Source organism: Gorillibacterium sp. CAU 1737, assembly GCF_039888655.1.
Lineage (GTDB): Bacteria > Bacillota > Bacilli > Paenibacillales > NBRC-103111 > Gorillibacterium.
Genome location: NZ_JBDQQO010000007.1, coordinates 213723 through 234406 on the forward strand (window position 1 = coordinate 213723; position 20684 = coordinate 234406).

The 20684-nt window shown below is 57.1% G+C and carries 13 protein-coding genes; 12 read left to right on the forward strand and 1 reads right to left on the reverse strand.

Annotation, left to right across the window (positions count from 1 at the left end):
- Positions 1-13 precede the first annotated feature (13 nt).
- Positions 14-691, reverse strand: a complete 678-nt coding sequence (locus tag AAFN83_RS16135) for a GntR family transcriptional regulator (RefSeq protein ID WP_347771147.1) — start codon at positions 689-691, stop codon at positions 14-16.
- A gap of 109 nt (positions 692-800) precedes the next feature.
- Here AAFN83_RS16135 and AAFN83_RS16140 point away from each other — a divergent pair, with 109 nt between their 5' ends.
- The 12 genes from AAFN83_RS16140 (at position 801) to AAFN83_RS16195 (ending at position 20561) form a co-directional block, all read left to right on the forward strand.
- Positions 801-2432, forward strand: coding sequence for a response regulator (locus AAFN83_RS16140; RefSeq protein ID WP_347771149.1), 1632 nt, complete (start codon positions 801-803; stop codon positions 2430-2432).
- The gene (locus AAFN83_RS16145) at positions 2422-4167 is read left to right on the forward strand and encodes a sensor histidine kinase (RefSeq protein WP_347771151.1); all 1746 of its coding nucleotides are present in this window, start codon (positions 2422-2424) and stop codon (positions 4165-4167) included. The genes AAFN83_RS16140 and AAFN83_RS16145 overlap by 11 nt, the downstream gene beginning before the upstream one ends.
- Before the next feature lie 106 nt (positions 4168-4273).
- Positions 4274-5962 (forward strand): ABC transporter substrate-binding protein, encoded by a 1689-nt coding sequence (locus AAFN83_RS16150; RefSeq protein WP_347771153.1) that lies wholly within the window; start codon positions 4274-4276, stop codon positions 5960-5962.
- A gap of 201 nt (positions 5963-6163) precedes the next feature.
- Positions 6164-7027, forward strand: coding sequence for an ABC transporter permease (locus AAFN83_RS16155; RefSeq protein ID WP_347771253.1), 864 nt, complete (start codon positions 6164-6166; stop codon positions 7025-7027).
- A 14-nt stretch (positions 7028-7041) separates the two neighbouring features.
- Positions 7042-7980 carry a carbohydrate ABC transporter permease gene (locus tag AAFN83_RS16160; RefSeq protein ID WP_347771155.1) on the forward strand — a complete coding sequence of 313 codons (939 nt, stop codon included), beginning with the start codon at positions 7042-7044 and terminating at the stop codon, positions 7978-7980.
- Positions 7977-10100 (forward strand): glycoside hydrolase family 52 protein, encoded by a 2124-nt coding sequence (locus tag AAFN83_RS16165; RefSeq protein ID WP_347771157.1) that lies wholly within the window; start codon positions 7977-7979, stop codon positions 10098-10100. Before AAFN83_RS16160 ends, AAFN83_RS16165 begins: the two co-directional genes overlap by 4 nt.
- 3 nt (positions 10101-10103) lie before the next feature.
- A complete protein-coding gene (locus AAFN83_RS16170) occupies positions 10104-11111 on the forward strand; it encodes an endo-1,4-beta-xylanase (RefSeq protein ID WP_347771159.1) in 1008 nt (335 codons plus the stop codon).
- Positions 11108-13162 carry an alpha-glucuronidase family glycosyl hydrolase gene (locus AAFN83_RS16175; RefSeq protein ID WP_347771161.1) on the forward strand — a complete coding sequence of 685 codons (2055 nt, stop codon included), beginning with the start codon at positions 11108-11110 and terminating at the stop codon, positions 13160-13162. Before AAFN83_RS16170 ends, AAFN83_RS16175 begins: the two co-directional genes overlap by 4 nt.
- A 353-nt stretch (positions 13163-13515) precedes the next feature.
- Positions 13516-14724 (forward strand): saccharopine dehydrogenase family protein, encoded by a 1209-nt coding sequence (locus AAFN83_RS16180; protein WP_347771163.1) that lies wholly within the window; start codon positions 13516-13518, stop codon positions 14722-14724.
- On the forward strand, positions 14724-15860 hold the full coding sequence (gene nspC, locus AAFN83_RS16185; protein ID WP_347771165.1) for a carboxynorspermidine decarboxylase: 1137 nt from the start codon (positions 14724-14726) through the stop codon (positions 15858-15860). The genes AAFN83_RS16180 and nspC overlap by 1 nt, the downstream gene beginning before the upstream one ends.
- Before the next feature lie 248 nt (positions 15861-16108).
- Positions 16109-19309 (forward strand): beta-galactosidase, LacZ type, encoded by a 3201-nt coding sequence (gene lacZ, locus AAFN83_RS16190; protein WP_347771167.1) that lies wholly within the window; start codon positions 16109-16111, stop codon positions 19307-19309.
- Between the two features lie 241 nt (positions 19310-19550).
- Positions 19551-20561, forward strand: coding sequence for a ketoacyl-ACP synthase III (locus AAFN83_RS16195; RefSeq protein WP_347771169.1), 1011 nt, complete (start codon positions 19551-19553; stop codon positions 20559-20561).
- Positions 20562-20684: the final 123 nt, after the last annotated feature.

Sequence of the window (20684 nt, forward strand, 5' to 3'; positions counted from 1 at the left end):
ATGATTTCTTCCTTCAGACAAAATAGCTCGGATGGGCCTCCTTCAGCATCGCTACATCCAGAATCGCCAGACGGAGGTGCTCCTTCATGAGCAGCTCGGCGTGATCGGCATCGCCGGCTCGAATCGCCGCTAGCATCGCGCGATGATGCTCGAACAGCTTGCTCCAGTCCGGGTCGTTCGCAAGCCATAGGATACGGCTTCGATTGAGATGAGCGTTCATCTGTTGGATGACCGTCCATGTCCCAAGCTTGCGGCAGCCGGCGAAGAGCAGCCGGTGGAACTCCTCATCCAGCTTGAACATCTGCTTGCTGTTATGATCGCGGATGCACACCCGCTGCGCCTCCAGGTTCTCTTCCAACGGGGGGAGGAGCTCCGGCGGGAACTGCTTGCAGGCAAGGCGAATGACGGCGCGCTCCAGCTGCTCGCGCATGAAGCGGGCTTCCTCCACCAGCTCGGGATCGATGAGCGACACGCGTGTCCCGCGCTGAGGCAGAACGACAACCAGCCCTTCCTGAGCCAGACGGACGAAGCTCTCCCGAACTGGTGTACGGCTCACTTGAAAGAGCAAGGCCGTTTCTTTCTCCGAGAGAGATGTTCCCGGCGGAAGGGCGAGGCTGACGATCTGCTCCTTGAGCGTGGAGTAGACGAGCGCTCCGGCGGCAAGCGGGGGATACCTCGAATCAGTTGCCAATGAAAGCGCCTCCTTTCCTATTCCATGCTACCATACAAGTATGGTAGCATGGAATAGGAATAACAAAATTTTCCTTCTATGGAACTATCCGAGGAAAGGGCTGATTCGCTTGTATCGTGCCATTCTCGTTGACGACGAAGGATTCACTCGCAAAGGACTGATGAAGCTGATCGATTGGGAAGCCTCCGGCTTCCAGGTGGTGGGAGAGGCGGATAACGGGGAGGATGCGCTCGAACTTATTGAACAGCTCCGGCCGGATGTGGTCGTGACGGATATCCGCATGCCGGAGCTGGACGGACTGGAGCTCATCGGGCAGGTCAAGGAGAGGCTCACCTGCTCGCCTCATTTCATCATCGTAAGCGGCTATGACGAATTCCAATATGCCCGACAGGCTCTCCGCTATGGAGTGGAGGATTTCCTCTTGAAGCCGATCCACGAGCAGGAGCTTTTGGACGCGCTTGATCGAATCCGCGAGCTCCTGCAGAAACAGAAGCGAGAGGAAGAGCGGGAGGAGCGGATGCTGCCCGGTGCTCTTATGGAGGCCCTAATTTTGGGTGACGCGGAGGACCGTACCCTAATGGGATGGGCGGAGCGCCTGCAATGGAACGTGGAAGAGCCGCTCTATTACCTGTTTGCCGAGCGAAACGATACGGAAGCCCTCTTCCACCGGGAGGAAACGGAAGCGATCCATCCGCAGGAGGAGCCGCACGCTTTCAAACAGCGGGTGGAAGCCGCCTTGTCTCGAATGGCGGACGCATGTCGAGCGTTCTTTCTCCATGAGCATCGCAACCGGATCGGAATCCTGCTGCCATCCAGCTCCCTGCGTTGGTATGGGGGCAAGGTGCGCACCTTTGCGGAGGAGCTGCGAAGGCTTCTGCAGGCGGAAGCGGGGAGCGAGCGGATCTTCATTTATGCGGGGACCCCGGCTCCCGGCCTTCGGCGCCTCGCCGATTCCTACCAGAGCGCCAAGCAGGCTCTGCTCTACAAGTATCAGGAGGAGAGAAGCGGGCTGGTCATTGCGGGGGAGATACCGCTCCCGCCTTTGCGATACGCTCCGATTGGAGAAGAGCGGTACCGCGAGTTTCTGGAGAGCGTGGAGGAACGCCAGGCGGCGCGGCTTCAGCAGACCATCGGTGACATGTTCACCTCCTTTCAGGAGGAGCATTATGCCCCAGAAGCGGTTAAGATGGCGATTCATCATTGCGTGCTCGGGATCATTCGCGTCATAGAGGACATGGAGGGAGACAAGAACGAGCTTCCTGCGCTCCACCTGATTCTCAATTGGCAGGATCAGAACCTGACGCTCGGCGGACTCCAGCGGTTATTCGAGCAGTTTGCTGAGGAAAGCAGTCTCTATTTGGCGGAGCTGAGAAGCGAGCAGGGCAAGGGCAGCATTCATAAAATTCGTGCCTATATCGATGCCCATTACCGGGAAAACATCAGCCTGAAGAGCATTTCCGCGGCCTTTTACCTCAATTCGGTCTATCTCGGTCAGCTGTTCAAGAAGACCTACGGCCTCTACTTCAACGATTACCTGCTGAAGCTGCGCATAACGGAGGCCAAGCGACTTCTCCGCCAGACAGACCGCCGCATCTACGAAATTGCCGAGCTGGTCGGCTTTAGCCATGCAGATTACTTCGTCACCCAGTTCGAGAAGCTGGAGAAGCAGACTCCGAGTGAATACCGAAACCGGCTTACCCCCTACTCCGGGAACCGAGCGAGGAAGAATCATGGGGCCTAGCATCAACCATGTCCGGCTGCGTGGAAAAATGCTGCTCATGTACGCGCTGTCCGTCTTCCTGCCGATTGTGCTCACCAATCTGTTCTTCTATAAAGTTACCACGGACAGCGTGAAGGAGCAGCGGGAGCAGGATGTACGCATCGCTCTCACCCAGATGAGAAACGAATTTGAGCGAGAGATTGCCGATGCGATCGACATCTCGTCCAGCTTTTACACCGATCTCCCGCTGAATGAAATCATCGATAAGGACTATCCGAAGCCCGTAGCCTACATTGAAGCGTACGATTCCTACCTGCGAAGGGTGCTGAATGCGGGAAGTCCGATCTACAACTCCGTGGAAGGCATCTCGATCTACGTCAACAACCCGACCCTGCTCTATTCCGGTGGGATCATTTTTTTGGACGATGAGGTAAAAAAAGAGCCCTGGTACCGGATGGTAGGGGCGGAGAACCGGCTTCAACCGATTATTTTGGCCGTTGAAGAGGGTGGACGGAAGGACCGGCTTCGCCTCTATCGGCGATTGAATTATTACGAGCCGGAGAGCAACTACGAGAAATACCTCCAGATCGACCTCCGCATGTCCACCATCCGCAAGATTCTGAGGAACCTGAACGTCCAGGGGAACGTTTTTTTGCTGAACGGAAAAGACGAAGTGATCTGGACCACAGACCCCAAAACCACTATTGGCGTGGAGCCCCTGCTCTATTCAGATGCCATTCGCGAGGACAAGCGGCTGGAGTTTCGAACGGAGCGCTTCTACACGAACAGCATGAACAGCTGGAGCATTGCCGCACGTGTACCGGCGGATGTCGTATGGAAGGATGTCGCCCACTCGCAGCGATTCATCTTCCTCCTCAGCTGCCTGAATTTCGTGCTGCCTACCCTGGTGATCCTCTGGATCAGCCGTTCCATGAACGTGCGGCTAGTACGCATTTTGAAGCATATGAAGAAGGTAAAGAACCAGCATTACGAGACGATCGGCGGCCCCCTCTACCGCGACGAGATCGGGCAATTGACGGCCGAATTCAACCGGATGACTCTTGAGCTGCGCAGCCTGATCCACGATGTGTATATTGCCGATATTCAAAAAGCCCATCTCCAGTTGGAGCACCGCAACGCCCAACTGAATGCCCTCCAAAGCCAGATCAACCCCCATTTTCTGTTCAATGCCCTGGAGACGATTCGCATGCGCAGCCTGATCAAGGACGAGACCGAAACGGCGCACATCATCCACAACATGGCGAAGCTGTTTCGCAACTCCCTCGTGTGGAAGAAGGACATGGTCACGCTGCGGGAGGAGCTGGAATTCGTGCATTGCTTCCTTGAAATCCAGAGGTATCGCTTTGGCGAGAAGATCGAGTACGAGATCCACGTGCGGGAGGAAGACCTGGAGAGGCTGCTTCCGAAGATGGCCATCGTCACCTTTGTGGAAAATGCCAGCATTCACGGCATCGAGAAGCGCAAGAACGGCGGGCGCATCGAGGTGACAGCAGAGGAGCGGGAAGGCTGTCTGGTCTGCTCGATTGAGGACAATGGCGCAGGAATGGAAGAGGAGCAGGTCGAACGGATTCGCGGATTTCGGAACAGCGAGACGGAGATGGGGGAACGGATCGGCATTCAGAATGTCATCTACCGCCTCAAGCTGTTTTACGGAGATCGGTTCCGATTTGAAGTGTGGAGTCGAAAAGGGGAAGGGACCCGGGTGGAGCTGCGGATCCCGAAGCAAGACCTGTAATTTTCTAAGTATCGCCTTTAGATTGCCGGGTAAAAAACGCAAGGCCCCTCTTTTATACTGAAAGTGCTTCCAAAAATAGGTGGGATGAAAGGGGAAGGTCGTTCGCATGAAGAGAAAGGTATGGCTCAGCTGCCTGAGCGCAGTTCTCGTGGTCTCCCTTCTGGCGGGCTGCTCGAAGAGCGCGGACAAAGAGTCACCCAGCGCCTCTGCAACGGATGGCGGCACGAAGAAGGAAGAAAAGGTCACCTTCACGTACTTTAACGCGGCGGCAGGCAAAGACAAGAACACGAATGAAACGACGATCGGTAAAATTCTGGAGGAGCAGACCGGTGTCAATTTCAAGCTGGAGCACCTGGTGGGAGACGAGAACACGAAGGTCGGTACGTTCATTGCGAGCAATGCCTACCCGGATGTCATTGTTCCCGGCAACTCCATCGACAAGCTGGTGGGAGCGGGCGCCTTCATTCCGCTGAATGACCTGATCGACAAGTACGGTCCCAATATCAAGCGCGTCTATGAGCCTTATTACAACCTGATGAAGGCAGCCGACGGCAACATTTACTTCCTGCCGATGAGCGCCATCGTGGGCGACTACCTGCCCGCTCCGAACGTCGATCAAGGCGCTTTCTGGATTCAGCGCCGCGTGCTGAAGGAAGCCGGCTATCCGAAGATTAAAACCCTTGATGAATACTTGAACCTCATTCGAGACTATACGAAGAAACACGCCGAGGAAAAGCTCACTGGATACCTGGCCCTTACGACACAGGACAAATTCTTCGCCTTCACCAACGCGCCGATGCACCTGGCCGGCTACCCGAATGACGGCGGCGTCATCGTCGACATGAAGACCCACAAGGCGAACGATTACGGCGACGACGACATCACGAAGCGGTACCTGCAGGAGCTGAACAAGCTGAATGCCGAAGGGCTGTTCGACAAGTCCTCCTTCGTGGACAACTACGACCAATACCTGGCGAAGATCGCCTCCGGCAAGGTGCTCGGCTTCTTCGATTACCGCTGGCAGGCCGGTCAAGCGCTGTCTAACCTGCATGAAGCGGCGGTAAAATCGGGTAATGACGACCTGGAGTATATCGGTCTTCCGATCGTGTATGACAAGGACACCAAGGATCAATACCTTGACCCGCCTTCCTTCGTCAACAACCGGGGAATCGGGATCTCGATCAGCGCCAAGGATCCGGAACGAATCGTCAGATTCTTCGACAACTTGCTGACGGACGAGAACCAAATCCTCTCCAACTGGGGGATCAAGGATCAAACGTACAAGGTGGACGACAAGGGCCGCTTCTATCGCCCGGCTGAGATGGTGACCGAGACGAATGCAGAAGCGTTCCGCGAAAGCTTCGGCTTCAAGTACTTTGAATACAATTGGCCTCGCTACGGCAATGGCTCGACGCTTCCCGACGGTAACTCGGCAGGCGCCGGACGTCAGCCGGAGGTTGCCCAAATGTCCTATACGGAAGGAGACAAGAAGCTGCTGCAGGAGTATGACATCAAGTCCTTCTCCGGCCTGTTCGCCGCCCCGGATGATCGCCCCTGGTATCCCGCCTGGAGCATTCCAGTCGAGCAGGGCTCGCCGGCGCAAATCTTCACCCAGAAGAAGGGCGATCTGCAGCGCAAATACTTCCCCAAGCTGGTGCTCGCGGGTGCAAACGAGTTTGATGGGCTGTGGGAGGAGTATTTCAAGGAATTCAACAAGCTGGACGTCAAGGTCTATGAGGATCTGATCACGGCGGAGGTCGCCAAGAAGATCGAGAACGCTGAGGGCAAAAAATAACGCAGAACGAAGGAGGCCGGATGCTCGGATCAAGGGCTTCCGGCCTTCTTTGCTCCCTTACGACAAGGGCTCGCGATAGGAGGAGATGTGACCATGCGCGACATCGAACCGCTGTCCCCCGCGCAGGTTGACGCACTGCCGCTGCCACCCGGCAGAAAAAGCTTTTTCAAGAAATTGGTGCAGCAGAAAACCCTGGTCTTCATGTCTGTTCCCTTCCTGATCTGGCTGTTCATCTTCAAATACATGCCCCTCTGGGGCTGGACCATCGCCTTCCAGGATTTCCGCGCCAACCGCAAAGTCTTCGACCAGCATTGGGTCGGATGGAAGCATTTCAAATTCCTGTTCCAGGATGAGCATTTCTTCCTCGTGCTGCGCAACACGCTTGCCATGAGCTTCATCAATCTCGTGCTCGGCTTCTTCACCGCCATCACGCTTGCCATTCTTCTGAATGAGCTGCGCAACATCGCCTTCAAGCGAGTGGTGCAGACGATCAGCTACCTGCCGCACTTCATCTCCTGGGTCGTAGCCGCAAGCATCATCTCCACCGTCCTGTCAGCGGACGGAGGGATCATCAATGAGCTCTTGATGGCGGTCGGCCTGATCAAGGAGCCGATCCTGTGGCTTGGAGTGGGCAAGTACTTTTGGGGAATCCTCGGTGCTTCTGAGGTCTGGAAGAATGTCGGCTGGAACACGATTATTTACTTGGCTGCAATCACGACCATCGATCCCGCCCAATACGAGGCAGCGGAGATTGACGGAGCCGGACGCTTCCAGCGCATCTGGCATGTCACGGTGCCGGGGCTGAAGCCCGTTTTCATCATCCTGCTCATCATGAATATCGGCAGCCTGCTCGAATCCGGCTTCGAGCCGCAGTACCTGCTCGGAAACGGAATGAATGTGGACTATTCCGAAAATCTCGATATTTTCGTGCTGAAATACGGCATTCAGATGGGGAACTTCTCGCTCTCCATCGCGGCGGGGATGTTCAAGACGGTGGTCAGCTTCATCCTCTTGTTCTCTGCCAACCACATCGCGAAACGGCTCGGCGAAGATCGGCTGTTTTAGGAGGAGGATCCCCCATGTCCAAAACCCGTTCTGCACCCGTCAAGCAGTACGCCCGGTTCAAATCCCCCTCGGATCGCCTCTTCGATGCGGGGAACATCACCTTCATGCTGCTGCTCGTCATCGTCACCCTGTATCCGTTCCTGAACACCCTGGCCGTGTCTTTCAATGAAGCGGTCGATTCCGTGAAGGGCGGTATCTACCTCTGGCCCCGTGCGTTTACTTGGGAGAATTACCATTATGTATTTAACGAAGCGACCATCTTCCACGCGACCTTGATCTCGGTCCTGCGGACGGTGATCGGCACCGTCGCCTCCGTCTTCTGCTGTGCGATGGTCGCGTACACCATCAGCCGCCCGGAGTATGTGCTGCGCAAATTCGTCTCCCTCGCCTTCATCCTCACGATGTATTTCAGCGGCGGGCTCATTCCGAATTTCCTCCTCATCCGGGAGCTTGGGATGATCGGTACCTTCGCGGTGTATATCATCCCCGGGTTAATCGGGGTGTTTAACATCATCGTCATCCGCTCCTTCATCGAAGCCCTTCCGGAGGGGATTCTGGAGTCTGCGCGCATCGATGGAGCAGGTGAGTTTGCAACCTTCCTCAAAGTCGTTCTGCCGCTCTGCATCCCCGTGCTCGCCACGGTATCGCTCTTCTCTGCGGTAGGGCAATGGAACTCGTGGTTTGACGTATTCCTGTACAATTCGTCCTACAAAGAGCTGAGCACCCTGCAATACGAGCTGATGAAGATCCTGCAAAACTCCAATACGTCTCTGAACACCGGGCAGGACTTCGCGAGCCAATTCGCGAATTCTGAAAGCGGAGCCAATCGGGTGACGCCCACCTCGATCCGGGCGACCATGACCATCGTGGCCAGCGTCCCGATCATCCTCGTCTACCCGTTCCTTCAAAAATATTTCGTCAAAGGTATGACACTTGGAGGAGTAAAAGGATGAAAATTGAAGCACCCATCAACAAATTGTTCAATGCCCATCATTCCCCTATCGGAGCTTATGCAAGCTTGACCCTCGGGTTTCCCGGAGCGGGCGGCGGGCTCGATCTCGAGCTGGGTCGTTCCCCCGAGCGCAGCGTGTACATCGGGGTGGAGACCCCGGAAGGAGGCCGCTACGAAGCGCTGCCCTTCTTCGAATCGCAGGAGGATGAAGCGAGCCGTTACGATGTCGAGAATCCCGATCCGAACCCTAACAAACCGACGATTTTGACAGCGTTTGCAACAGACGGGATCGAGCGGGATTTCCGGCTCTCCACGGATACGTGGACGGCGGGAGACCTGACCTTTACGCTCTATTCGCCTGTGCAAGGCGTTCCCGATCCCGATCGTGCTACCGCCGACGAGTTGAAGGCCGTCCTCGTGCCGGCCGTCCTCGCGGAGCTGACCGTGGACAACCGCAAGGGCACTCGCTCGCGCCGCGCTTTCTTCGGCTTTGAAGGAAGCGATCCCTACAGCTCGATGCGGCGGATGGATGACACGAGCCGACTCTCCGGTATCGGGCAGGGACGACTGACCTCCCTCGTGTCCGGTGATGCGGATGTGCGCTCCGCGCTTCATTTTACTTTGGAGGATATCCTTCTGAGCGAGCGAGAGGAGAACTGGACCTTCGGGCTGGGGAGGATCGGTGCGCTTATCATGGACGTGCCGCCCGGCGAGAGGAAGACGTACCGGTTCGCCGTCTGTTTCTACCGAGGCGGACTCGTCACGGCTGGCGCAGATGCTTCCTATTGGTACACCCGCTACTTCCGAAGCCTGGAGGAGGTAGGCGAGTATGCCGTGGCCGAGAGCGACCGGCTGATTCGGCTCGCGGAGGAGAGCAATCGGATGGTCGAGGAGGCGGCACTGTCCGCCGACCAGAAGTTTCAACTGGCGCATGCGATTCGCAGCTACTACGGCTCAACCCAATTCCTCGAGCTGGACGGCCAGCCGTTCTGGGTCGTGAATGAGGGCGAATACCGCATGATGAATACATTCGATCTGACCGTGGATCAATTATTCTATGAGCTGCGGATGAATCCTTGGACAGTGCGCAACGAGCTGGATGGCTTCGCAAGCCGCTTCTTCTACGAGGATCAGGTGCGATTTCCCGGAGAGGAAAAGGAATACCCCGGCGGTATCAGCTTCACGCACGACATGGGCATTGCGAACACGATCTCCCGCCCCGGTTATTCGTCCTATGAGCTGTACGGCTTGACGGGCTGCTTCTCTCATATGACGCACGAGCAGCTCGTGAACTGGGTGCTGTGTGCCGCCGTTTACGCAGAGCATACCGGAGACGCCGATTGGCTGAAGGAGAAGCTTCCTCTATTGGAAGCTTGCCTGACCAGCATGCTCAATCGGGATCATCCGGAAGCTGACAAACGAAACGGGGTCATGGGGCTGGACAGCACCCGCACGATGGGCGGGGCCGAGATCACGACCTACGACAGCCTGGACGTCTCGCTCGGGCAGGCTCGCAACAACCTCTACCTGGCCGGAAAATGCTGGGCCTCGTATGTAGCGATGGAGAAGCTCTTCCGTGCGAACGGCAGGGAGGAGTCCGCGCGCATCGCCGGACAGCAGGCGGATCGTTGCGCTGCGACCATATTGTCCCATCAGACGGAGGAAGGGTATTTCCCCGCCGTGATGGGCGAGAACAACGATTCCAAGATCATTCCGGCTATCGAAGGCCTGATCTTCCCTTATTACACCGGCTGCCGGGAAGCGCTCGATCCAGAGGGCCGCTTCGGGGCGTACCTTCAAGGGTTGAAAAAGCACCTTCATTACGTGCTTCAAGAAGGCGTCTGCCTGTTCCCTGACGGGGGCTGGAAGATTTCCTCGACGAGCAGCAACTCCTGGCTGAGCAAAATCTACCTCTGCCAATTTATCGCCCGCAAGCTGCTCGGCCTGCCCTGGGAAGAGGAAGGGGCGAAGGCGGATCGGGCGCATGTCGGGTGGCTAACGCACAAGACGCTGTCCGTCTGGAGCTGGAGCGATCAGATCATTGCTGGAGAGATCACCGGAAGCAAATATTACCCGCGCGGGGTGACGTCGATCCTGTGGCTGGAAGAAGCGGAGGCGTAAGCGATGAACGCAAGCGAAGGACCTGCATTGAAGGAGCTGTTTCAGGATGACTTTTGGATCGGGGCGGCCGTCAATCCTCTGACCATCCTTACTCAGGGCAGGCTTCTGGCCCGCCATTTCAATAGCATTACCGCGGAAAACGAAATGAAATTCGGGTCTCTTCATCCAAAGGAAGATCGCTACGAATTCGTGGAAGCGGATCGGCTGGCAGGCTTCGCCCGCAAGAACGGCATGAAGATGCGCGGTCATGCACTCGTCTGGCATAACCAATCCTCGGATTGGCTGTTTCAAAACGCGGACGGCAGCCTCACGGATAAAGAGACCCTGTATGCCCGGCTGAAAGAGCACATCGATACGGTCGTAGGCCGGTACAAGGGAACGATCTACGCGTGGGATGTCGTCAATGAAGCAGTGGCGGATGAAGGGGAAGCCCTGCTGCGGAACTCCCGCTGGACTGAGATTGCCGGGGGTGAGTTTATCGCGCAGGCGTTTCGATATGCCCATGATGCCGACCCGGAGGCGCAGCTGTTCTACAACGATTATAACGAGACGAACCCGACCAAGCGGGATAAGATCTATACGCTCGTTCGCAGCCTTCTTGAGCAAGGAGTTCCGATTCATGGCATTGGCCTCCAAGCGCATTGGAGCCTCTATCATCCCGAGCTTGATGAGCTTCGCGCCGCTATCGAGAAGTACGCCTCGCTCGGCCTTCGGCTGCAGCTCACCGAGTTGGATCTGTCGGTGTTTCGCTTTGACGATCGAAGAACCGACCTCATGAAGCCGGACCCGGCCCTGCTTGAGCTGCAGGCGGTTCGGTATGAGTCCATCTTCCGCCTGCTTCGCGAATACCGCAGCTCCATCGACTCGGTCACGTTTTGGGGAGCGGCGGACGATTATACGTGGCTGGATGACTTTCCGGTCAAGGGCCGCAAAAACTGGCCCTTCCTCTTTGATGAGCAGCATCAGCCGAAGCCGGCTTATGCCCGGCTGGTGGAAGCGGTGAAGGGATGAAGCCCGCCGGCAGCGTTGTAGAGCCGAATCTTTCCTATCGCGCCTGGCTGCAGGCCGTCCCCTTGGAGCAGGAGGAGCTCCGCTCCTCCTGGGCAAGGGTTCTGCAAACCGCTGAGGTGCCGGACTTTCATTCCCCCACAGGGGCAGCGGTGCTTACAGAGTGGGCGACGCTCTGTCGAGAGCTGCTTGAGACGGAGGGGAGAGTGGTTTCTTCAGCCGACACTTCCCCAGCCCCTCGTTTGCGACTGGTGGTGAGAGAGGGGATTTTGCACGAAGAAGGCTTTCGAATCCGCCATCTTCGAGAGGGGGCCGGGGATGTTCTCGAGCTAGCGGCTCGATCGGAGGTCGGGCTGCTCTATGGGGTGTTTCACCTGCGGCGCCTGATGACAGACGGCGTTCGTCCGGAAGGAATCGACCTTATGGAGGAGCCTCGCAATCGCCTCCGCATGATCAACCATTGGGACAATGCGGACGGTTCTGTGGAGCGGGGATATGCCGGCCCGTCCATCTTCTACGAAAATGGCAATTTCGCGCACCGGTTCGAGCGGCTTCGCGACTATGCCCGTCTGCTCGCCTCGGTCGGCATCAACGCTGTCTCGATCAACAACGTGAACGTTCACGAGAACGAGACGCAATTCGTCACGGAGGAGAAGCTGCCGGAGGTCGCTCGTGTGGCGGAGCTCTTCCGGGTATACGGCATTCGGCTGTTTCTCGCCGTAAACTTCGCTGCACCGCTCCAGATCGGTGGCCTTTCGACCGCAGACCCTCTGGATGAGGGAGTACGTCGTTGGTGGCAGGAGACGGCCGAAGTGGTCTACCGGCGGATTCCCGATTTCGGCGGGTTTTTGGTGAAGGCCGATTCAGAGCACCGGCCTGGCCCTTTCGCCTACGGACGAAACCATGCGGATGGCGCCAACATGCTGGCCGATGCCCTCGCTCCTTACGGCGGGCTCGTCATCTGGCGCTGCTTCGTCTACAACTGCATGCAGGATTGGCGAGACCGCTCGACGGATCGGGCGAAGGCGGCGTTCGACCACTTCATGCCGCTGGACGGCAGCTTTCGGGAGAACGTGCTGCTCCAGATCAAGAACGGCCCGATGGACTTCCAGGTTCGCGAGCCGGCGTCGCCCCTCTTCGGGGGCATGAAGAGGACCAACCAGGTGCTGGAATTCCAGATCGCGCAGGAATACACAGGACAGCAGCGGCATGTCTGCTACCTCGTGCCGCAGTGGAAGGAAGTGCTCGACTTCGATACACAGGTCGAGGGGGTTGGTTCACCGGTCAAGGCAATCATTAGCGGCTTCGTGTACTCGATGAAGATGAGCGGAATCTCTGCGGTATCAAACATTGGCATGGACGATACCTGGACCGGGCATGTGCTCGCTCAGGCGAACCTGTACGGGTACGGAAGGCTGATCTGGAATCCCGAATTGACCGCCCGCGCCATCGCAGAAGAATGGGTCCAGCTCACCTTCGGCAGCCATCCGAAGACGCTCGACACCCTCTGTCGCATCCTGCTGGACTCGTGGCCCATCTACGAGAGCTACACCGCCCCGCTCGGCGTCGGCTGGATGGTCACCCCGCACACGCATTACGGCCCGGATGTGGACGGCTACGAATACTCGCGGTGGGGGACCTATCATTTCGCCGACCGGGACGGCATCGGCGTGGATCGCACGCAAGCAACCGGCTCCGGCTTTACGACCCAATACGGGTCGGACAATGCCAGCCGGTACGAGTCGCTTGCGACCTGCCCCGACGAGCTGCTTCTGTTCTTCCATCATGTTCCGTACGGGCATGTGCTTCATTCCGGCAAAACCGTCATTCAGCACATCTATGACAGTCACTTCGAGGGAGCTACAGAAGCACACCGCCTTCTGGAAGAGTGGAAGACACTTGAGGGACTGGTGGAGAAGGAGCGCTATCGCCTCGTGCTCGATCGACTGATGGAGCAGGCGGAGCATGCCGACCACTGGCGGGATGTCATCAATACGTACTTTTACCGCAAATCCGGTGTACTGGATGAGCAAGGACGGCCTCTTTATTCGTAATCCATGTAACCTCTTTTTTAAAAGCTTCCGCATCACGTCAACCCGGTTGAGGGAGACGGGACGGAAGCTTTTTCTAGGTACGGTGGAGAGCTCCGGCAGAGGAAAGTTTGCGCAAAGGCCTATGAAAAGCGGAGGATTCTCTAGCATTTGCGAGGAAACCACAAACAAATCTCGCAATTCCAGCAGAATCTCTCGCCTATTGCCTGTCTTTTCGCGAAAGATCGCGTTTTTCAAGGTGAATTCGTTGCTATTGCGATTCATAATGGGTATAATCAATTTTGTTTGTTGGAATGGTTCCATTTCAACCGCTATTCAAGGCACGAACAGCCTTATTGTACTGGAGGAATGCTATTTTGGGAAAAGCGTTGATTATTGGCGCTGGCGGTGTAGCGAGTGTCGTTGTACACAAGTGCTGCCAGAATCCGGACGTATTTGAGGAAATTTGCATCGCGAGCAGAACGAAGGAGAAGTGTGACGCCCTGAAGGCCAAGCTGGACGGCGGACGTACGAAGATCCAAACTGCTCAACTGGACGCCGATAACACGGATGAGGTCATCGCCCTGATCCGCAGCTTTCAGCCGGACGTGGTCATCAATGTTGCTCTCCCTTATCAGGATTTGAGCATCATGGACGCCTGCCTGGCAACCAAGGTCCACTATGTGGACACGGCCAATTATGAGCCGCTCGATACGCCCAAGTTTGAGTACAAGTGGCAGTGGGCTTACCGGGAAAAGTTCGAGCAAGCCGGCATCACCGCGCTTCTCGGAAGCGGCTTTGACCCGGGGGTAACCGGTGTATTCACCGCTTATGCCCAAAAGCATCATTTTGACGAAATCCATACGATCGACATTCTGGACGCCAACGGCGGCGACCACGGCTATCCTTTCGCCACCAACTTTAACCCCGAGATCAACATCCGCGAGATTACCGCGAACGGGCGTTATTACGAGAACGGGGAATGGATCGAGACGCCTCCCTTGTCCATCAAGCAGTCGTATGACTTCGATCAGATCGGTCCCAAAAACATTTACCTCTTGTATCACGAAGAACTGGAATCTCTCGCCGTTAACATAAAAGGCCTGAAGCGCATTCGCTTCTGGATGACGTTCTCCGACAACTACCTGACCCACCTGAAGGTTCTGGAGAACGTTGGCATGACCTCCATCGAGCCCATTGAGTTCGAGGGCAAGGAGGTCATTCCGCTGCACTTCCTGAAGGCGATCTTGCCGGACCCGGCTTCCCTCGGGCCTCTCACGAAGGGGAAGACGAACATCGGCTGCATCATCCGCGGCGTGAAGGACGGCAAGGAAAAGACCTATTACGTCTACAACGTGTGCGACCATCAGGAAGCCTACGCCGAAGTCGGCTCCCAGGCCATTTCCTACACGACGGGCGTACCGGCGATGATCGGCGCAATGCTGATTCTCCAAGGCGTATGGAAGAAGCCCGGCGTCTACAACGTAGAAGAATTCGATCCGGATCCATTCATGGATGCCCTGAACAAGCACGGTTTGCCTTGGCAAGAAGACCTCTCGCCCGTCCTGCTTGACGAGGTGAAGTAATGGACATCGACATCCGTTCGCTGCCTTCGCCCAGCTACCTCGTTGACGAACGGCTGATCCGACGCAACCTGGAGATTTTGAAGTCCGTACAGGATCGCACCGGAGCGAGCATTCTGCTTGCCCAAAAGGGCTTCTCGATGTTCGAGCTCTACCCGCTCATCGGGGAATACCTGAAGGGCGTCACGTCGAGTTCCTTGTTTGAAGCCCGCCTCGGGTACGAGGAGATGGGCAAGGAGGTTCACGTCTATGCTCCAGCTTACGTGGACAGCGAATTCGACGAGATGCTCACCTACGCCGATCACATCGTGTTCAACTCGTTCGATCAGTGGAACCGGTACAAGGACAAGGTGAAAGCGGCTGGCAAGCCGATTGAATGCGGCATTCGCGTCAACCCCGAATATTCGGAGGTGGCGACGCCGCTGTATGATCCTTGCTATGCGAATTCCCGTCTGGGTGTAACCCTTGCGAACTTCCGTCCGGAAGAGCTCGAAGGGCTCGACGGCCTGCACTTCCATGCCCTCTGCGAGCAGAACTCGGATACGCTGGAGCGTACGCTTCAAGCGGTTGAGGAGAAGTTCGGGGAGTACCTGCATGGAATGAAGTGGTTGAACTTCGGCGGCGGTCATCACATCACCCGCCCCGATTACGACATCGAACGGCTCGTTCGCTGCATCACCCACATTCAAGACAAGTATGGCGTGCATGTGTACCTGGAGCCGGGAGAGGCGATCGCCCTCCACACCGGTTACCTCGTGACCACGGTGCTCGATACGATCAAGAACGGCATGGACCTCGCCATTCTCGATACCTCGGCCACCTGCCACATGCCGGATGTCCTGGAGATGCCTTACCGTCCGACGATCATCGGCGCAGGCCAACCGGGCGAATTCGCGCATACGTATCGCCTCGGCGGATTGACCTGCCTGGCCGGCGATATCATTGGCGATTATTCGTTCCCGAAGCCGCTCGAGGCGGGCGATAAGCTCATTTTCACCGACATGGCGCATTACACCATGGTCAAGAACCACATGTTCAACGGCGTCAACCTGCCGTCCATCGCCCTCTACCAAGAGGGAAAAGGCAGTAAGGTTGTGCGCCAGTTCCAATACGAGGATTACCGCAATCGGTTGTCCTAGAGCGTTCTTGCAAACTCGACCTTCGGTCTAATTCGTCAAGGATGACGATAGCTGCAAATGGCCCCCGTTCCTGCATCTGCGATTTTTCCGCAGAAAGGATACGGGGGCTTTTTTTGCACCGATTGGCACGGGTTGGATGCGAATATTGTTGATGTCGGGCGAGTATCTTTGGCTTTCTTGTTGGAAAGATGTTGAGTAAACTAAAGGTGTATTCGCGTGAACCCAACCCATGAATAACGAGGTGCCTTATGCCGAATAAATTTATCTATACGCCTCCCACCAATGGATATCCAGAATGGAACAACAACCCGGACATCTTTCAATTGAACCGGATGGCCGCTCATGCGTCATTTGTTCCCTACCCGACGGCGGAAGAGGCGCTGAAGAGAGACCCGAGCGCTACGCCGTTCCTTCACTCCTTGAACGGGGAATGGTCATTCCATTTTGCAGAGAACCCGGCCAGCCGCCCGGTCGACTTCTATCGGAACGACTATGATACCTCCAACTGGGCGACCATTCCGGTTCCGTCCCATTGGCAGCTGCAAGGCTATGATTACCCGCAATATACGAATGTCGTTTATCCCTGGGTAGGCAAGGAGGACATCAAGCCTCCCTTCGCCCCCACGAACTACAACCCGGTCGGCTCCTACCTGCGCACCTTCGCGGTGCCTGAAGAATGGAACGGCCAGCCGGTCTTCATCAGCTTCCAGGGCGTGGAATCGGCCTTCTATGTATGGCTGAACGGGGAATTGGTCGGCTATAGCGAAGACACGTTTACCCCGGCTGATTTTGACCTCACCCCGTATTTGGTTCCGGGTGAAAATCGCCTCGCCGTTGAGGTCTACCGCTGGTGCGATGCCAGTTGGCTGGAGGATCAGGATTTCTGGCGTCTGTCGGGCATCTTCCGCGACGTATTCCTGTATACGAAGCAGCCGGTGCATTTGTACGACTTCTTCGCGACGCCGGTCCTCGATTCCGGCTATCGCGACGGAACCCTGCGCGTGAAAGCCACCATTCGCAACTATGATGGAGAAGCGGCGGGGGCTCATTCTTTCCGCATCCAGCTCTATGATGCGGCAGGAGTACCGGTTGAAGGGGCCGCGGCTAGCATGGAGTTCCCGGTAGACGACCGCGAGCAGCTGGAATTCGAGCTCAGCCTGTCGGTCTCGAACCCGCTCAAGTGGAGCGCGGAGCATCCGAACCTGTACACGCTCCTGCTTGTGCTGAGCGATGAGGCGGGGCGCGTGGTCGAAGCGGCATCGCAGCGCATCGGGTTCCGTACCTTTGAGATCAAGGACGGCCTCATGCGCATCAACGGCGAGCGGATCGTCTTCAAGGGCGTCAATCGCCACGAATTCGGCTGCGACAACGGCCGTGTGGTCGACGCGGCCGCCATGCTTCGCGATATCCTTCTCATGAAACGCAACAATATCAACGCAGTGCGTACCTCGCACTACCCGAACCACCCGCTCTGGTACGACTTGTGCGATGAATACGGCTTGTACGTTATCGACGAAACCAACCTGGAGACCCACGGAAGCTGGTCCTACGGCCAACCGGAGCAGGAGGAACGCGACACGGTGCCGGCAAGCAAGCCGGAGTGGACGGAGAACGTCCTCGATCGCTGCAATTCGATGCTCCAGCGGGATAAAAACCACCCGTCCATCGTCATCTGGTCGCTCGGCAACGAATCGTGGGGCGGACGCAACTTTATCCGCATGCATGATTTCCTGAAGGCGGCGGACCCGAGCCGGATCGTTCACTACGAAGGTGTGTTCTTGCACCGGTCAAGCGAAGCGGCGAGCGACATGGAGAGCCAAATGTACACGTCTCCCGACAATGTGGAGCGGTATGCCCGCATGGAGAGAGTAGACCCGATGCAGCGTCAACTGGGCAACGGAACAGCCCGCAAGCCGTTTATCCTCTGTGAATACAGCCATGCAATGGGCAACTCGGTCGGTGGCCTGATGAAGTACGTGGAGCTGTTCGACCGCTATCCGATCCTGCAAGGCGGGTTCATCTGGGACTGGATCGACCAAGCGATCCGCACGAAGACAGCGGATGGGGTGGAATATCTGGCGTATGGCGGGGATTTCGGCGATACGCCGAACGATGGGAACTTCAGCGGCAACGGCCTGATTTTTGCCGATGGCGCTCCGTCTCCGAAGCTCGCCGAAGTGAAGACGGCATACCAGAACCTGCAGTTCGTGCCGGTAGACTTGAAGCGGGGAACCGTTCGGGTGATCAACCGGTACCTGTTCACGGACCTCGACGAGTTCGAGCTTGTCTGCACGCTGGAGCGTAACGGAGAACCAATGGACGAACGGAGGGGCTCCTACTCGCTTGCTCCGCTTGCCGAAGAGACCCTGTCGTTCCAATGGCCGCTTCCGGAAACGCCGGAGCCTGGAGAAGAGTATGTGATCACCTTGAAGGCTGTGCTCCCGGAGGATAAGGTTTGGGCGGCGAAGGGTCATGAAGTGGCTCATGCCCAATTCGTGCTCCCGGTTCCCGTGATGGAAGGCGGGACCGCCTCCGGTTCTAACGATGGCGAACGGGAGGAGCAAGGTGAAGAAGGAGCGGCTGCGGTCTCGGTGGAGAAGAAGAGCGGCCAGCGGATCGTTCAAGCGGGAATCAGCACGATCCGCTTCGATGAAGCGACCGGCGAGCTGGAGTCGTTCGAGGTGAACGGAACCGAGCTGCTTGCAGGGGGAGAAGGGCCTTCGCCGTACTTCTGGAGGGCGATGACCGATAACGACCGCGGCAACGGACTGCCTGCCCGCTCGGGGGTATGGAGAGAAGCCGCCGCCGAACGTCTCCCGGTCAGCGTGCAGTACCGCACAGAGCGAGTGAACTTCCTCGTTCGGCAGGAATTCCTGCTGCCGGAAGCCGCGCAGTCGCGTGTGACGGTGACCTACACCGTAACGCCAGACGGCGAAGTACGAGTGCGGCAAGAGCTGATCCCTGGAGCAGGCCTGCCGGACATTCCGGCCGTCGGGATGCGGTTTAGCCTGGCCAAGCGCTTCTCTCAGCTGGACTGGTATGGACGAGGCCCGGAGGAGAACCATTGGGACCGCCACACCGGAACCCGCCTCGGTCGCTATCAGTCGACAGTAGCGAATGAACTGACGCCGTACCTCCGCCCGCAGGAATGCGGCAACAAAACCGATGTTCGCTTTGCCCGTATCACCGATGCTACCGGCCTCGGCCTTGAGATCGGCGGCTGCCCGGTTGTGGAGCTGTCCGCCCTCCCTTACTCGCCGGAAGAGTTGGAGGAGCATGATCACCTCTACAAGCTGCCGGACAGCACCCGCACCGTCGTTCGTGTGAATGACAAGCAGATGGGCGTTGGCGGAGACGATTCCTGGGGCGCTTGGACGCATCCGGAGTTCCGCATCCCGGCGAACCGCGCCTATGTCTATGAATACACGCTGAGGGGGATCTCTCGGTAAGCGTAAGGAATGACTGAAGGGCCTTCTTCCCTTTGATCCTAACCTGATTAGGTGGGTCATGGGGGCGGAAGGTCCTTTTCTATAGAAGATACAAGCGTTCACGGCTCGTTCAGCTGGCTGGTAGACATGGTTTTTTGAGGTTGTCTATCGGCCTCCTTTGCTTTTGGACAGAATAGAAGGTATACTGAAACCATAATTAGTACCTGGTACTAATACCTAATCCTAAAAAGGAGTGGCGGCGATGACACAAGGAGCGAGGATCACGGCAATCGGAACCTATGTCCCGGCGAAGCGGCTGACCAATCACGACCTGGAAAAGATGGTGGAAACAAACGATGAGTGGATCTTGCAGCGAACCGGCATTCGCGAGCGGCGGATCACCCGCACGGATGAGTACACGAGCGATTTGTGCATCGCGGCTGTAGAGGATCTCATGCGCCGCTTTGGGATAAAGGTGGACGATGTCGATTTTGTGCTCGTCGCCACCAGCACGCCGGACTTTCCCTTCCCGTCCACCGCTTCTATCCTGCAGAACCGGCTGGGCATTTCAACGGCGGCAGGGGCGATGGACCTCTCGGCGGCCTGCGCGGGCTTCGTTTACGGCTTGCATCTGGCGCATTCCCTCATCGCATCCGGCCTTCACCGCAAGGTGCTCGTCGTCGGCGCGGAATCCCTGTCAAAGATCACGGACTATACCGACCGCAGTACCTGCATCCTGTTTGGTGATGGGGCGGGAGCTGTCCTTGTGGAGGCTTCGGAAACCGATCAGTTCCTCGGTCATCACCTCGGAAGCGACGGAAGCGGAGCCCATCAGGTTTATCGTACCGGCTTGACGGCGAGCGTGAACGGGGTGGAGCTTACGGACAGCGGCCGCATTGTTCAAAACGGCCGTGAGGTATTCCGCTGGGCGCTTCGCACCGTTCCTCAGGGCGTTCAGGAGCTGCTGAACCGCGCTGGGATCGAAATGGAGCAGGTGGATTGGTTCATCCCGCACAGCGCGAATCTGCGCATGATTGAACCGATCTGCGAGAAGCTGAACCACCCGTTCGAGCGGTCGCTGTACAGCCTTGTTGAGTACGGCAATACTTCCGCTGCCAGCATCCCGCTTGCACTGGATCTGGGCATCCGCGACGGCCGGGTGAAGAACGGCGATGTGGCGCTTCTCTACGGCTTCGGCAGCGGGCTTACTCACGCGGGTCAGCTCGTTCGGCTCGATTTCGATCCGATGGTAGCAGAACCGACCCCTTTGTAAGCATTATGATCCAATAAGGGTTATCGAACCTAGTCGACGATTCGAGAAAAGGACTTTCCACCCGTGCAGAGTCGGAAGCGACTCGCCAAAACCGGGTCGAAGGTCCTTTCTTGCCATGAATTC